We start from the raw sequence: 14,973 nt of genomic DNA, 5'->3' as shown, positions 1-14,973 counted from the left end.
TCCCATACCGGACGAGCCGTCAATAACGCCTAAGGGCCCGCCCTGTGCGCGGGCGGGCCCTTCCGGGGACGGTGACGCGGCGGCCGTGGCGGCCGGCGGGCGCTACTCCTCCAGCGTCAGACCCTTTCTGAGCCTGGTGAGGGTGCGGGAGAGCAGCCGGGACACATGCATCTGGGAGATGCCGAGTTCCTCGCCGATCTCCGACTGCGTCATATTGGCGACGAAGCGCAGGGAGAGGATTTTACGGTCCCGTTGCGGAAGGCTCGCGATCAGCGGCTTGAGCGACTCGATGTACTCGATGCCTTCGAGCCCGTGGTCCTCGTAGCCGATCCGGTCCGCGAGCGAACCCTCGCTGTCGTTCTCCTCGGGCTGCGCGTCCAGTGAACTCGCGGTGTAGGCGTTGCTCGCCGTCATGCCCTCGATGACCTCTTCCCCGGAGATGCCGAGGCGCTGGGCGAGTTCACCGACGGTGGGGGCGCGGTCGAGCCGCTGCGCCAGTTCGTCGCCCGCTCTCGCGAGGTCGAGGCGGAGTTCCTGGAGTCTGCGCGGGACACGTACCGACCACGACGTGTCGCGGAAGAAGCGCTTGATCTCGCCGACGACGGTCGGCATCGCGAAGGTCGGGAACTCGACACCGCGGCTCAGCTCGAACCGGTCGATGGCCTTGATCAGGCCGATCGTGCCGACCTGGATGATGTCCTCCATCGGTTCGCTGCGGGTGCGGAACCGGGAGGCGGCGAACTTCACCAGGGCGAGATTCAGTTCGACCAGGGTGTTGCGGACGTACGCGTGCTCGTGCATGCCCTCTTCGAGGGACTCCAGCCGGGCGAAGAGCGTCTTCGACAGGGCCCGTGCGTCCATGGCCCCGACTTCGGCGAAGGGCGGGATCTCGGGCAGATCCTCCAGGCCGTCCAGGCCGTCCAGACCGTACAGGCCGTCCGGGCCCGCCGGGCCCGCCGGGTCCGCTGAGTCTGTCGGGTCCGCCAGGCTCTCCGGGACTTCGGGAGCCGTGGCCTGATGGGTGGGGGGCGGGAGTGACATGGTCTCCTCCATCGTTCTCGGCATATGGCTGCCGACGCCAGTGCGTGTGCGAAGCGGTGTGCGGCGCCTCCAAGCCGGCCGTGTCGGGTGTGTCCCTTCCAGCCATACCGGTTCGCCAGGGGTCGTTGCAAGTGTAAATTGCGCTGTTTGCCCGCAATGCTGGGGACTTGGAGTACCGGGTAACGTGTGAAAGGCGTAATGTTCGACCGGCGATGGCATCTGACAGACGGCATCTGACAAGGCGAAGAGGACGGACATGGACCGCCAGACGGTCGGTAGCGCGAACCGGGGCCGACTCCGGATCGGGGTTCGGACCGAGGGCCGGAGCGAGATAGTGACAGTGGCCGGTGAGCTCGATCACCACACGGCCGAACTGTTGCAGACGCCTCTCGACGACGCCCTCGAACGGGGCCAGGCACGCCTGGTGATCGATTGTTCCCAGCTTGAGTTCTGTGACTCCACCGGACTCAATGTGCTGCTCGGCGCCCGTCTCAAGGCGGAGGCGGCCGGGGGAGGGGTCCATCTGGTCAGCATGCTGCCGGCCGTGGCGCGTGTCTTCGAGATCACCGGCGCGGACGCGGTGTTCTCCGTCCATGACTCGATCGAGGACGCCCTGACCTGACCGATCCGGCCGTTCCGGCCGACCGGGCCGGTCGGACCCTGCCCGGGGCGCCTCCTCCGGCTCACGCGCTCCTCCTGTCACCCGTGTCCTGTCGTCCATGCCACGGTTTCCGTGGCGAGAAGTGGGTGTTGTCACGATTCGGAGGGGCAGAAGACCCCCGGCAGGCCCGCACAGGAACTCGCACTGTATGTATGAACTCGTGAATCGGTGAATCGGTGAGGTGAAGCGCTGATGAGCACCACCCGGCAGCCTCGGCCGGGCGACTTCGGCCCCGAGCCGGACGCGGAACAGGGTTCCGTGCCGTCCGACGTACGGGTGCGAACGCTCGCGCTCTCCGGCGCCAGCGGTGTCGTTCCGCTGTCGCGCGACTTCACCCGCCAGGCGCTCCACGACTGGGGATGGCTTCCCGCGTCGGCCGCGGACCGGCGGGCGGCGGCGGAGGACGTGCTGCTCGTCGTCTCCGAGCTGGTCACCAACGCCTGTCTGCACGCGGAGGGGCCCGAGATGCTCCGGGTCGCCTACAGCGGCAAGGTGCTGCGGCTGGAGGTCACGGACCGCGGTGCGGGACAGCCGGCGCCCCGCACTCCGCACCGCGCGGGACGGCCCGGTGGGCATGGCATGTTCATCGTCCAGCGGCTCTGTCTCGACTGGGGTGTGATCAGGACGCCGGGCGCCGTCGGCAAGACGGTCTGGGCGGAGCTGGCCGCGCCGCCGACGTAACGCGCGTATACGTGCCGCGAGCCGGGCTCACGCGTAGACGTGCCGCGAGCCGGGCTCAGTGGATGTCGCCCATCAGGGCCCTCACCTTCCTGCGGTACAGGAAGACCGCGCACCCCGCCGCGACGGCGAGCACCGCCTCCAGGCCCACCACCCCCGCGCGGCTCAGATCGACTCCGGCGATGGAGAGCATCCCGGTGACCGAGTCGCCCGCGGTGACCGCCAGGAACCAGACCCCCATCATCTGGCTCGCGTACTTCACCGGCGCCATCTTCGTCGTCACCGACAGGCCCACCGGCGAGACGCACAGTTCCCCGACCGTCTGGATCAGATAGATGCCCACCAGCCACATCGGGCTGACCGGCGTGCCGTCGCCGGACATCACCAGCGGGACCAGGAAGAAGAAGAACGAGACACCGACGAAGAACAGCCCGGCGGCGAACTTGGCCACCGTGCTGGGCTCCTGGCCCCTGCGGTTCAGCCAGAGCCAGCACCAGGCGGCGACCGGTGCCAGCGCCATGATGAACACCGGGTTGAGCGACTGGTACCAGGAGGTCGGGAACGTCAGCCCGAAGAGCCGGCCGTCCGCCTTCGTCGTACCGAACGCCTGGACCGTGGAGCCGCCCTGGTCGTAGATCATCCAGAAGACGGCGGCGGCGACGAAGAACCAGATGTATCCGGACATCCTGGTCTGTTCGGCCGGGGTCAGCTCCTTGTCCCGTTTGATCCGGATCAGCACCCCGGCCGGGATGGCGACCCCGGCGAGCGTCAGCGGGACCATCGCCCAGTTCAGGGTGAAGTGGCCGCTGAGGCCGGCGACGCCGTAGAACACCGCGGCGACCAGCAGCCAGACCGTGCCCCTGCGCAGCCAGGTCGCGCGTTCCTCGCGGGAGAGCGGGGTGGGGACGACGCCGCTGCGCGGGCTGAGATGCCGCGTACCGAGCAGGAAGACGAGCAGGCCGATGCCCATACCGACGGCGGCGAGGGCGAAGCCGAGATGCCAGTCGTACTTCTCCCCCACGGTGCCGATGACCAGCGGGGCGAAGAAGGCACCCATGTTGATGCCCATGTAGAAGACGGTGAAGCCGCCGTCCCGGCGCGGGTCGTCGGCGCCCTCGTAGAGATGGCCGACCATCGTGGAGATGTTCGCCTTCAGCAGGCCCGAGCCCAGTGCCACCAGCGCCAGTCCGGCGAAGAAGCTCTTCGGCCCCGGCAGGGCCAGTACGAGATGGCCGGTCATGATCGTGCAGGCCGCGATCGTGACCGTTCTGCGCGGACCCCAGACGCGGTCGCCCAGCCAGCCGCCCGGCAGCGCCAGCAGATACACCATGGACAGATAGATGGAGTAGACGGCCGTCGTCGTGGCCAGGTCCATCCCGAGCCCGCCGGACTGGAGCCCCTTCGACGCGTCGGGGCCGCCGGAGAGCAGATAGATGGTCAGCAGGGCCCTCATGCCGTAGAAGCTGAAGCGCTCCCACATCTCGGTCATGAAGAGGGTGGCCAGTCCGCGGGGGTGGCCGAAGAAGGTCTTCTCGGGACCCGCGGGGAGACGGGGGGAGTCCTTTGTCGCGCTGGACGCCATGGGTCGTTCCTTCCGGCAACGGCAACGGCAACGGCAACGGCGCCGATGGCGGCGCGGGAAGGAGACCTCCGGCGCCCGGCGGGCCGAAGGTCCCGAGTCGTGCTACATGGGTCCAGCCACCATACGGCAGGACAGAGTGGTATATGAAGGGACTTGGCGGATGAATCATAGGTAGTAATGGAATGACATACTTGTATTCGAAGGTAGATCAAGGGATCGAACCTTGGACCCGCAGGCCTCGCCGAGCGCGGCCCGAGGGCCGCCCGGTGCGGTCTACCATCACCACATGACCCGTGTACTGCTCGCCGAGGACGACGCTTCCATCTCGGAGCCGCTGGCGCGCGCCCTGCGCCGGGAGGGTTACGAGGTCGAGGTCCGCGAAGACGGTCCGACCGCGCTGGACGCCGGACTCCAGGGCGGTGTGGATCTGGTCGTGCTCGACCTGGGCCTGCCCGGCATGGACGGCCTCGAAGTCGCCCGGCGGCTGCGCGCCGAGGGCCACGCCGTACCCATCCTGGTGCTGACCGCCCGTGCCGACGAGGTGGACACCGTGGTCGGACTGGACGCCGGCGCCGACGACTATGTGACCAAGCCGTTCCGGCTCGCCGAACTGCTCGCCCGGGTACGGGCGCTGCTGCGGCGCGGCGCCGCCGACCCCGCCCCGGCCCCCGCCACCCATGGCGTACGGATCGATGTCGAATCGCACCGCGCCTGGATGGGCGACGAGGAACTCCAGCTCACCGCCAAGGAGTTCGACCTGCTGCGGGTCCTGGTCCGGGACGCGGGCCGGGTCGTCACCCGTGACCAGCTCATGCGCGAGGTCTGGGACACCACCTGGTGGTCCTCGACCAAGACCCTCGACATGCACATCTCCTGGCTGCGCAAGAAACTCGGCGACGACGCGGCGAACCCGCGTTATATCGCCACGGTGCGGGGCGTCGGCTTCCGCTTCGAGAAGAGCTGAGAAACAGATCCGAGAAGCGCTGCGGCAGAATTGACGTCTCGGGCCGTCGAACGCGTCACCCCGCCCGGAGGGCAGCACCATGCGCCGTCGTCTGATCAATTCCACGCTCGCCGTGGTGCTCGTCGTCATCGCCGTGTTCGGGGTCTCGCTCGTCATCGTCGAGACCCGCACGATCAGCAACAGTGCCCAGGAGAGCGTGGAGACCGAGGCGGTGCGTCTGGCGAGCATCGTCGACAGCCGGCTGCTCGGCGGCGACAACATCACGGCCAAGGTCCTCTCCGAGCAGATCGACCGGACGCGGTACGCCAGGATCGAGATCCCCGGCCGGGCGCCCGTCGAGATCGGCACCCGCCCCACCGGCAGTGTCATCCGCGGCACCGCCGACGGCGAGGAGGGCGAGGCCGTCACGGTCGAGGAGCCGCGCTCCTCGATCAACCGGGAGGTCGGCAGAACCCTGCTGATCATCGGCGCGGTGGCCCTGCTCGCCGTGATCGCCGCCGTTCTGCTGGCCGTACGGCAGGCGAACAAGCTGGCCTCGCCGCTCACCGATCTCGCGGAGACGGCGGAGCGTCTGGGGTCGGGCGATCCGCGCCCCCGGCACAAGCGGTACGGGGTGCCCGAGCTGGACCGGGTCGCCGATGTCCTCGACTCCAGCGCCGAACGCATCGCGCGGATGCTCACCGCGGAGCGGCGGCTCGCCGCGGACGCCTCGCACCAGCTCCGTACGCCCCTGACCGCGCTCTCCATGCGGCTGGAGGAGATCTCCGCCACCGACGACCTGGACACCGTGAAGGAGGAGGCGATGATCGCGCTGACCCAGGTGGAGCGGCTGACGGACGTGGTGGAGCGGCTGCTCACCAACGCCCGCGATCCGCGTACCGGCTCGGCCGTCGCCTTCGATCTCGACGAGGTCGTCAAGCAGCAGATCGAGGAGTGGCGCCCGGCCTATCGCAGCGCCGGACGCGCCATCGTCTGCTCGGGACGGCAGGGTATGCGGGCCGTCGGCACCCCGGGTGCGGTCGCCCAGGTGCTCGCCGCGCTGATCGAGAACTCACTGATGCACGGTGGCGGTACGGTCGCGCTGCGTACCCGGGTCACCGGCAACCAGGCCGTGATCGAGGTGACCGACGAGGGCCCCGGCGTACCGGCGGATCTCGGCGCGCGGATCTTCGAGCGGACCATCAGCGGCCGCAACTCCACCGGGATCGGGCTGGCCGTGGCGCGCGATCTGGCGGAGGCGGACGGCGGGCGGCTGGAGTTGCTCCAGCAGCAGCCGCCGGTCTTCGCGCTCTTCCTGAGCCGTGAGGCCGGTGCGCGCAAGACGCAGAAGGATCAGGACCGTCCGGTCCGCTGACGCGCCCGCGCCCGCGCCCGCGCACGGGCCGTGTCCGCCGCGTTCGCCGTACCCGCTGCCTTCACCGTGCTCGCCGCGTTCGCGGTGTCCGTCGCGGGCGACCCGGCCGCGGGACCGGTCCGCTCGGTGCCCGGCAGAGTCCTGAACACCCAGGTGCGGTACGACCAGAAGCGGAAGAGCGTGGCGACGCCGATGCCCAGGAACTTGAACACGTTGCTCTGGAGCGGGGTGTCCCAGTTGAATCCGTAGGTCGCGGTGTAGAGCACACCGTTCTCGATCACCAGACCGACCGTGCTGAACAGCAGGAAGAGCGAAAGCTCCTTGGTACGGCGATTCTTGTCGCGGTCGCGATAGGTGAAGTACCGGAAGCCCACATAGTTGAAGGCGATCGCCACGACGGTGGCCAGGACGCTGGCCCGGACCACGGGCAGGGGGGTGGTGTGCCGTACGAGATTGAAGACCAGGAGATTGACCAGCAGACCCGCGCCGCCCACCGCGCCGAACTTGGCCACCTCGCGTACGAGCCGGTCCAGTCGCACGCGGAGTGCGCCCCGTTCGCTCATATGCCTGTTCAGCCCCGTCCGGTCGGCGTCAGTTCCGACCATGCTAACCAGCGCCTCTCACGGCCGCCTGAGCGACCGCACGTGAAGGAAAACGCGACGTTACGTGACTGGTCGCGACGGTGTGTGATGGGTGGTGGTGGGTGGTGGTGGGCAGGGGCGGCCGGCAGGGGACGCACCGGGCGGCGGTCGGCGCGGGCGGACGGGCTCCGGTGGACGGCGGATACCCTGGGAGCGTGACGTTCCCGGTAGTCGGCATGGTCGGCGGCGGTCAGCTCGCCCGTATGACCCACGAGGCGGGTATCCCCCTCGGCCTCAGATTCAAGCTCCTCAGTGACACGCCCCAGGACTCGGCGGCCCAGGTGGTGAGCGAAGTCGTGATCGGCGACTATCGCGATCTGGACACGCTGCGTGACTTCGCACGCGGTTGCGATGTGATCACCTTCGATCACGAGCATGTCCCGATCGAACATCTCCGTGCCCTGGAGGCGGACGGCATCCCCGTCAGGCCCGGCCCCGACGCGCTGGTGCACGCCCAGGACAAGGGTGTGATGCGCGCCCGTCTCACCGAGCTGGGCGCCCCCTGCCCGCGCCACCGCATCGTGGCCGACCAGGCGGATGTCGCGGCCTTCGCGGCCGAGGTGGGCGGCTTCCCCGTGGTCCTGAAGACGGTGCGCGGCGGCTACGACGGCAAGGGCGTCTGGGTCGTGCGGTCCGAGGAGGACGCCGAGCAGCCGTTCCGGGCCGGGGTCCCGGTGCTCGCCGAGGAGAAGGTCGATTTCGTACGGGAGCTGGCCGCGAACATCGTGCGCTCGCCGCACGGCCAGGCCGTCGCGTACCCCGTGGTCGAGTCGCGGCAGGTCGACGGGGTCTGTGACACGGTCATCGCCCCGGCGCCCGGTCTGCCCGACGAACTGGCTGGCGAGGCCCAGCGGCTCGCCCTGCGGATCGCCGCCGAGCTGGGCGTCGTCGGCCATCTCGCGGTGGAGCTGTTCGAGACCCGTGACGACGACGGGACGCCCGGCATCCTCGTCAACGAACTGGCGATGCGCCCGCACAACTCCGGGCACTGGACCCAGGACGGCGCGATCACCTCGCAGTTCGCCAACCATGTGCGGGCCGTGCTGGATCTGCCGCTCGGCGATCCGCGCCCGCGCGCGCCCTGGACGGTCATGTGCAATGTCCTCGGTGGCGACTATCCCGATATGTATGCCGCCTATCTGCACTGTATGGCCCGGGACCCGCAGTTGAAGATCCATATGTATGGCAAGGACGTGAAGCCCGGCCGCAAGGTGGGGCATGTCAACACCTACGGCGACGACGTGGACGACGTGCTGGAGCGCGCCCGCCATGCCGCCGGTTACCTCCGAGGAACGATCACCGAATGACCTCCTCTCTCGCCGGACCACTGGTCGGCGTCGTCATGGGCTCGGACTCCGACTGGCCCGTCATGGAGGCCGCCGCGAAGGCCCTCCACGAGTTCGAGATCCCGTACGAAGTCGATGTCGTCTCCGCCCACCGGATGCCCCGCGAGATGATCGCGTACGGCGAGCAGGCGGCCGGGCGCGGGCTGAAGGCGATCATCGCGGGCGCGGGCGGCGCGGCCCATCTGCCGGGCATGCTCGCCTCGGTGACCACGCTGCCGGTGATCGGTGTGCCCGTACCGCTCAAGTATCTGGACGGTATGGACTCGCTGCTCTCCATCGTCCAGATGCCGGCCGGGGTCCCGGTCGCCGCGGTCTCGGTGGGCGGTGCCCGTAACGCGGGGCTGCTGGCCGCCCGTATCCTCGCGGCCCACGACCCCGAACTGGCCGCCCGGATGCGGGAGTTCCAGCAGGAGCTGAACGAACAGGCGACGGAGAAGGGCAAGCGGCTGCGGGCCAAGGCCGAGGGCGCGGAGCACTTCGGGTTCGGACGGTGAGCGCCGTGAGCGCGCCGGGCTCCCCGGACGCCGCCCCCGCCGCCGCCGAGTTCCTCGCCCAGGCGATCGGACTGCTCTCCGAATTCCCGGTGGTGGACGGGCACAACGATCTGCCGTGGGCGCTGCGCGAGCAGGTCCGCTACGACCTGGACCGGCTCGACATCGCCGGGGACCAGTCGGCCCGGCTGCACACGGACATCCCCCGGCTGCGGCGCGGCGGTGTCGGCGGACAGTTCTGGTCCGTGTTCGTACGGTCAGGCATGGCCGGTGACGACGCGGTCAGCGCGACGCTCGAACAGATCGATGTGGTCGGCCGGTTGATCGCCCGCCATCCGCGCGATCTGGTCCGCGCGCTGACGGCGGACGACATGGAGAGCGCGCGCCGCGACGGCAAAATCGCCTCGCTCATGGGTGCCGAGGGCGGCCACTCCATCAACAACTCCCTCGCGACCCTGCGCGCCCTCCATACCCTGGGTGTCCGCTATATGACGCTCACCCACAACGACAACAACGCGTGGGCGGATTCGGCGACCGACGCCCCGGGTGTGGGCGGGCTCTCCGCCTTCGGCCGTGAGGTGGTCCGCGAGATGAACCGGACCGGCATGCTGGTCGACCTCTCGCATGTGGCCGTCACGACCATGCGGGACGCGCTGGCCGTGACCGAGGCGCCGGTGATCTTCTCGCACTCGTCGGCGCGGGCGATCTGCGACCATCCGCGCAATGTCCCGGACGAGGTGCTGGAACTGCTGCCCGCGAACGGCGGGGTCGCGATGGCCACGTTCGTACCGAAGTTCATCCTTCCCGCGGCGGTGGACTGGACCCGGGCGGCGGACGAGAACATGGAGGCGCACGGTCTGCATCCGCTCGACACCACGCCCCCGGCCATGAAGATCCATGAGGCCTTCGAGGCGGAGCATCCGCGTCCGGTCCCCACGGCGGCGACGGTCGCGGACCATCTCGACCATATGCGCGGGACCGCCGGTATCGACCACATCGGGATCGGCGGCGACTTCGACGGTACGGCCTTCACCCCGCGGGGTCTGGACGATGTCTCCGGCTATCCGAATCTGATCGCGGAACTCCTCTCCCGCAAGTGGTCGACGGCGGATCTCGCCAAGCTGACCTGGCAGAACTCGGTGCGCGCACTGCGCGCGGCGGAGGACACGGCGCGCGGCGCACAGGCCGTACGGGGCCCGTCCCGGGCGACGCTGGAGGAACTGGACGGCGAACGGCCGACCTGACCCGCCCCACCGGGGTGCGGGGGGTGCCTTCCGGCGGGGGCGTGGTTCTCGGTGCGTTGTTGGCGCGGGCCGGTGGGCGTGTGCGGGTGGTCGGTCGCTTCCGTGCGGTGCGCGCCTGGCGGCGCGTCGGCGGTGCGCGCCTGCGGCGCGGGGTGCGGTGGGTGGGTGGTGCGGGTGCCGGGGCACTCCGGAGGTACATGTCCGGACGGCATGATTTACGCCGCGTGCGGGTCGGTTTGTCGGGTGCGGCCCGATGTGCGGCACAAATCACGCTTTAGTGTCCGGACACGCACCTCCTGCGACCCCGACCCCCTCCCGCCCGAACCCCGGCTTCCCGTCCGGTCCGGGCCACATCAAGCCCGTCCGGCGATTGAGGACGCGGGGGCCGAGACGTGCCGGTCCCGCGCGGCGAAAATCACGCCCGGGGGCGGCCCATCGCCCGGTAGGTCCAGCCCGCCGCGCGCCAGCGGGCCGGGTCCAGGGCGTTGCGGCCGTCCAGGATCAGGCGGCGCGTCACCGCCCCGCCCAGGACCTCCGGGTCCAGCTCGCGGAACTCGCTCCACTCCGTCAGATGCAGCACCGCGTCCGCGCCGCGTACCGCCTCCACCGCGGAGTCCGCGTACGCCAGCGTCGGGAAGACCCGCTTCGCGTTCTCCATGCCCTTGGGGTCGTACACGGTCACCTGGCCGCCCTGGAGATGGATCTGCCCGGCGACATTGAGCGCGGGGGAGTCCCGCACGTCGTCGGAGTCCGGCTTGAAGGTCGCGCCGAGCACGGCGACCCGCTTCCCGAGGAAGGACGAGTCGCCGCCCACGGCCTCCCGGGCCAGCTCCACCATGTCGCGCCGGCGCCGCATATTGATCGAGTCGACCTCGCGCAGGAAGGTCAGGGCCTGGTCCGCGCCCAGTTCGCCCGCGCGCGCCATGAACGCGCGGATGTCCTTCGGCAGACACCCTCCGCCGAAGCCGATCCCCGCGCGCAGGAACTTCTTGCCGATCCGCTCGTCGTAGCCAAGGGCCTCCGCCAGCTTCACGACATCGCCGCCGGCCGCCTCGCAGACCTCCGCCATCGCGTTGATGAACGAGATCTTCGTGGCCAGGAAGGAGTTCGCGGAGGTCTTCACCAGCTCGGCGGTCGGGAAGTCCGTCACCACGAACGGCGAACCCTGCCCGACCGGCGTCGCGTACACCTCGCGCAGTATCCGCTCCGCGTGCTCGCCGCGGACACCGGCCACGATGCGGTCCGGGTGCAGGGTGTCCTGTACGGCGAAGCCCTCGCGCAGGAACTCCGGGTTCCACGCCAGCTCCACCTCGTGGCCCGCGGGCGCCAGTTCGGTGATCCGGGCCGCCAGCCGCTCCGCGCTGCCCACGGGCACCGTGGACTTGCCGACGACCAGCGCCGGCCTGGCGAGATGCCTGGCGAGGCTGTCGACCGCGGAGTCGACGTACGACATGTCGCACGCGTACTCGCCGTGCTTCTGCGGGGTGTTCACGCAGATGAAGTGCACATCGCCGAACTCCGCGACCTCCGCCCAGTCCATGGTGAAGCGCAGCCGGCCGGTCGATCCCCCGATGCCCGCGACATGCTTGCGCAGCAGCTCTTCCAGGCCGGGCTCGTACATCGGCACCCGGCCCGCCGAGAGCATCTCGATCTTCTCGGGGACCACATCGAGACCGAGCACCTCGAAGCCCAGCTCCGCCATGGCCGCGGCGTGCGTGGCGCCGAGATAACCGGTGCCGATCACTGTGATCTTGAGGGCCATGGGGTGCTCCAGGGGACGCGGGCGGGGTGCGGGCCTGAGCATAGCCGCGTGTCACGGGAGCTCCGCGGGGGCGCTGTCCCCGCGCCGTTCCCGCGCTCCCGGGCTTGTCAGCAACGTCACCTATGCCTGTGGGGGTCCGGCCCCTAAAATTGGGTTACTTAACGGTAGTTAGCATCTTGGGGAGTGAAAGACCGTGGCCGGATCGGCTGATTTCGACCTGTACCGCCCGTCCGAAGAGCACGACATGCTCCGCGAGTCCGTGCGCGCGCTCGCCGAGGCGAAGATCGCGCCCTTCGCCGCCGCGGTCGACGAGGAGGCCCGTTTCCCGCAGGAGGCGCTGGACGCGCTGGTCGCCTCGGATCTGCACGCCGTCCATGTGCCGGAGGAGTACGGCGGGGCCGGCGCCGACGCGCTCGCCACCGTGATCGTGATCGAGGAGGTGGCGCGGGTCTGCGCCTCGTCGTCCCTGATCCCGGCCGTGAACAAGCTCGGCTCGCTGCCCGTGATACTCGCCGGCGGCGATGACCTGAAGACGAGGTATCTGGGCCCGCTGGCCAAGGGCGACGCGATGTTCTCGTACTGCCTCTCCGAGCCGGACGCGGGCTCCGACGCCGGCGGGATGAGGACCAAGGCCGTACGGGACGGCGACCACTACGTCCTCGACGGTGTGAAGCGCTGGATCACCAACGCCGGTGTCTCCGAGTACTACACGGTGATGGCCGTCACCGACCCGGAGAAGCGCACCAAGGGCATCAGCGCGTTCGTGGTGGAGAAGGGGGACGAGGGTGTCTCCTTCGGCGCCCCGGAGAAGAAGCTCGGTATCAAGGGCTCCCCGACCCGCGAGGTCTACCTCGACAACGTCCGTATCCCCGCCGACCGGCTGATCGGCGCCGAGGGCACCGGCTTCGCCACCGCCATGAAGACGCTCGACCACACCCGGATCACGATCGCGGCCCAGGCGCTCGGCATCGCACAGGGCGCGCTCGACCACGCCAAGGGGTATGTCCAGGAGCGCAAGCAGTTCGGCAAGCCGATCGGCGACTTCCAGGGCGTCCAGTTCATGCTCGCCGACATGGCGATGAAGCTGGAGGCCGCACGCCAGCTCACCTACTCCGCCGCCGCCAGGTCGGAGCGGGTGAGCGGAGGCAGCGCCAAGGAGGACCTGACCTTCTTCGGCGCGGCGGCCAAGTGCTTCGCCTCCGACGCGGCCATGGAGATCACCACGGACGCCGTCCAGCTCCTCGGCGGCTACGGCTACACCCGCGACTACCCGCTGGAGCGCATGATGCGCGACGCCAAGATCACCCAGATCTACGAGGGCACCAACCAGATCCAGCGCATCGTCATGGCCCGCAACCTGCCGTAGGAGGCGGGCGCCGTGGTGCTCCCCGGCCGCGTCATCCGGCGTCGGGGTCGTCGAGCTGGTGGGCCGCCCAGACATAGCTCTCGGGGAGCAGGTCGGCGACCGGGACCGCGCGCGGGCCGTCGGCCAGGGCCACGATGACCCTCATCTCCGGGAAGTAGTCGAGCAGGACCTGACGGCACCGGCCGCACGGGGGCACCACTCCCCGGTCGCGGTCGCCCACGGCCACGATCGTGACGAGGTCGTAGGCGCCCTGGGCGGCCGCCGCGCCGAGCACGACCAGCTCGGCGCAGGGGCCGCCGGTGAAGTGGTACGCGTTCATCGCGGTGATGACGCGGCCGTCGCGGGCGCGGGCGGCGGCGGCCATGGTGTGGTTGTCGCCCCGGGAGCGCGTCCGCGCCACCTCGGCCGCCGCCTCGATCAGCTCATGGTCGACATCGGGCCCTGCCCCGGAATCATGTGCGGACATCAGTTGCCGGAGACCGTGACTTTCTCGTCGTTGTTGAGCTGGTTCACCAGCTCCTTGACCTTGGCCTTGTCCCAGACGAGATTGCCGCCCGTGCTGCCCGAGATCGGCATGTTCATGGACTTCCCGTCGCCGCCCGTGACGCCCTTCATCGCGAAGAACATCTGGCCCAGGGACCACAGCGACATGTCCTTGTCCACGATCAGGGTGTCCAGGCCCGCGCCCATGGTCGGGTAGAGCTTGAACGGGTTGAGGATCGTGCCGGGCGTGGCCGTCTGCGAGGCGAGCGCCGCGAGGAACTTCTGCTGGTTCTTCGTACGGTCCAGGTCGCTGTTGGCGAAGGCGTACCGCGTCCGTACGAAGGCCAGGGACTGCTCGCCGTTCAGGGTCTGCTTGCCCGCCTGGAAGTCGGCGCCGGACTTCTTGTCCTTGAACGCCTTCGGGATGTCGATCTCCACCCCGCCGATCGCGTCCACGATATTGGCGAAGCCCGCGAAGCCGATCTCGACGTAGTGGTCGATGTGCAGCCCGGTGTTGAACTCGACGGTACGGACGAGCAGCTCGGGGCCGTCCTCCGCGTAGGCCGCGTTGAGCTTGGTCTGCCGGCCCGTGTTCGGGAACATCTTGCCGGACTCCGACCCCTGGAACGAGGGGATCGTCACATTGGAGTCACGCGGCAGCGAGATCAGCGTCGGCCCGTTCGACCCGTCGTGCAGGATCATCATCGAGTCGGTGCGCTTGCCGTCGGCCGAGCCCGTGTGGAGCTTCTTCTTCTCCTCGGCGGACATACCCTCACGGCTGTCCGAGCCGACGATCAGATAGTTCGTACCGTCGCCCGCCTCCGGGCGCTCGATGACCTTGGAGAGATCGACCTCGCGCTGGAGCTTGGAGTCGGCCCAGAAGTAGGTACCGATGGAGACGCCGAGGACCACGACGGCCAGCGTCAGCGCGCCGATCTTGATACGGCGGCGCCAGTCGGGGGCGTACCGGGGCGTCGGAGGGCCGCTCGGCGGGGGCGGCGGACCGCCGTTGCGGCCGCCGCCGTCCCCGGGCGGCGAGCCGTAGACCTGGCCCGTGTTGTAGCCGCTGTCGTACCCCGGCTCATAGCCCCGGTCGTACCCCTGCGACTGCTGGGGGACGCCACGAGGCTGCACATGCGGCATCACGCGCGCGCCCTCGGGCTGTGCGCCCGCGCTGCCGCGCCCGTAGCGGTCGCCGCGGTTGTCGCGGTCGCCGGTCCATCCATCGGGCCAATCATTCATGCGGACCAGTGTGCAGGGCGCCGCCGTGCCGCTGACAGGGGAGAGGGAAAATCGGGTCGGGCCTGTTGCCAAGCTGATGCATTGCGTACCGTGCCCGGACCCCGCCGGACCTGCGCAT

The 14,973-nt window shown here is 69.6% G+C and carries 14 protein-coding genes; 8 read left to right on the top strand and 6 right to left on the bottom strand.

Annotated elements, in window-relative coordinates; translation table 11 throughout:
* Positions 1-102 precede the first annotated feature (102 nt).
* Positions 103-1,041, bottom strand: a complete 939-nt coding sequence (locus tag ACWGDX_RS02690; protein ID WP_453621507.1) for an RNA polymerase sigma factor SigF — start codon at positions 1,039-1,041, stop codon at positions 103-105.
* Between the two features lie 256 nt (positions 1,042-1,297).
* Here ACWGDX_RS02690 and ACWGDX_RS02685 point away from each other — a divergent pair, with 256 nt between their 5' ends.
* Together ACWGDX_RS02685 and ACWGDX_RS02680 are read left to right on the top strand one after the other, a co-directional pair.
* On the top strand, positions 1,298-1,663 hold the full coding sequence (locus ACWGDX_RS02685; protein ID WP_453621505.1) for an STAS domain-containing protein: 366 nt from the start codon (positions 1,298-1,300) through the stop codon (positions 1,661-1,663).
* A 231-nt stretch (positions 1,664-1,894) separates the two neighbouring features.
* Positions 1,895-2,383 (top strand): ATP-binding protein, encoded by a 489-nt coding sequence (locus ACWGDX_RS02680; protein WP_453621503.1) that lies wholly within the window; start codon positions 1,895-1,897, stop codon positions 2,381-2,383.
* A 55-nt stretch (positions 2,384-2,438) separates the two neighbouring features.
* Here ACWGDX_RS02680 and ACWGDX_RS02675 read toward each other — a convergent pair whose 3' ends face one another.
* Positions 2,439-3,962: a peptide MFS transporter gene (locus ACWGDX_RS02675; protein WP_453621501.1), complete on the bottom strand. Its 1,524-nt coding sequence runs from the start codon at positions 3,960-3,962 to the stop codon at positions 2,439-2,441.
* A 286-nt stretch (positions 3,963-4,248) separates the two neighbouring features.
* Between ACWGDX_RS02675 and ACWGDX_RS02670 the strand changes: the two genes are divergently transcribed.
* Both ACWGDX_RS02670 and ACWGDX_RS02665 read left to right on the top strand, forming a co-directional pair.
* Entirely contained in the window at positions 4,249-4,926 is a 678-nt protein-coding gene (locus ACWGDX_RS02670) for a response regulator transcription factor (RefSeq protein ID WP_093592038.1), read from the top strand.
* Positions 4,927-5,005: 79 nt separating this feature from the next.
* Positions 5,006-6,280, top strand: a complete 1,275-nt coding sequence (locus tag ACWGDX_RS02665; RefSeq protein ID WP_363079481.1) for an ATP-binding protein — start codon at positions 5,006-5,008, stop codon at positions 6,278-6,280.
* Here ACWGDX_RS02665 and ACWGDX_RS02660 read toward each other — a convergent pair.
* Positions 6,259-6,843 (bottom strand): GtrA family protein, encoded by a 585-nt coding sequence (locus ACWGDX_RS02660; RefSeq protein WP_453621822.1) that lies wholly within the window; start codon positions 6,841-6,843, stop codon positions 6,259-6,261. The genes ACWGDX_RS02665 and ACWGDX_RS02660 overlap by 22 nt on opposite strands.
* A 233-nt stretch (positions 6,844-7,076) precedes the next feature.
* Between ACWGDX_RS02660 and ACWGDX_RS02655 the strand changes: the two genes are divergently transcribed.
* The 3 genes from ACWGDX_RS02655 (at position 7,077) to ACWGDX_RS02645 (ending at position 10,002) form a co-directional block, all read left to right on the top strand.
* On the top strand, positions 7,077-8,228 hold the full coding sequence (locus tag ACWGDX_RS02655; RefSeq protein ID WP_453621498.1) for a 5-(carboxyamino)imidazole ribonucleotide synthase: 1,152 nt from the start codon (positions 7,077-7,079) through the stop codon (positions 8,226-8,228).
* Positions 8,225-8,761, top strand: a complete 537-nt coding sequence (purE, locus tag ACWGDX_RS02650; protein ID WP_453621496.1) for a 5-(carboxyamino)imidazole ribonucleotide mutase — start codon at positions 8,225-8,227, stop codon at positions 8,759-8,761. Before ACWGDX_RS02655 ends, purE begins: the two co-directional genes overlap by 4 nt.
* A 65-nt stretch (positions 8,762-8,826) precedes the next feature.
* Positions 8,827-10,002: a dipeptidase gene (locus ACWGDX_RS02645; RefSeq protein WP_453621820.1), complete on the top strand. Its 1,176-nt coding sequence runs from the start codon at positions 8,827-8,829 to the stop codon at positions 10,000-10,002.
* A gap of 415 nt (positions 10,003-10,417) precedes the next feature.
* Here the strand turns inward: ACWGDX_RS02645 and ACWGDX_RS02640 are convergent, their stop codons facing one another.
* Entirely contained in the window at positions 10,418-11,764 is a 1,347-nt protein-coding gene (locus ACWGDX_RS02640; protein WP_453621494.1) for a UDP-glucose dehydrogenase family protein, read from the bottom strand.
* 193 nt (positions 11,765-11,957) lie between these two features.
* On the opposite strand from ACWGDX_RS02640, the gene ACWGDX_RS02635 reads away from it, so the two are divergent.
* Positions 11,958-13,130 carry an acyl-CoA dehydrogenase family protein gene (locus ACWGDX_RS02635; RefSeq protein WP_453621492.1) on the top strand — a complete coding sequence of 391 codons (1,173 nt, stop codon included), beginning with the start codon at positions 11,958-11,960 and terminating at the stop codon, positions 13,128-13,130.
* Positions 13,131-13,161: 31 nt separating this feature from the next.
* Here the strand turns inward: ACWGDX_RS02635 and ACWGDX_RS02630 are convergent, their stop codons facing one another.
* Together ACWGDX_RS02630 and ACWGDX_RS02625 are read right to left on the bottom strand one after the other, a co-directional pair.
* Entirely contained in the window at positions 13,162-13,596 is a 435-nt protein-coding gene (locus tag ACWGDX_RS02630; RefSeq protein WP_453621490.1) for a cytidine deaminase, read from the bottom strand.
* On the bottom strand, positions 13,596-14,855 hold the full coding sequence (locus tag ACWGDX_RS02625) for an LCP family protein (RefSeq protein ID WP_453621488.1): 1,260 nt from the start codon (positions 14,853-14,855) through the stop codon (positions 13,596-13,598). The genes ACWGDX_RS02630 and ACWGDX_RS02625 overlap by 1 nt, the downstream gene beginning before the upstream one ends.
* Positions 14,856-14,973: the final 118 nt, after the last annotated feature.

It is taken from the genome of Streptomyces sp. NPDC055025 (assembly GCF_053608565.1).
Note: the sequence above shows the minus strand (reverse complement) of the source record. Positions and strands in the feature narration are given on the sequence as shown.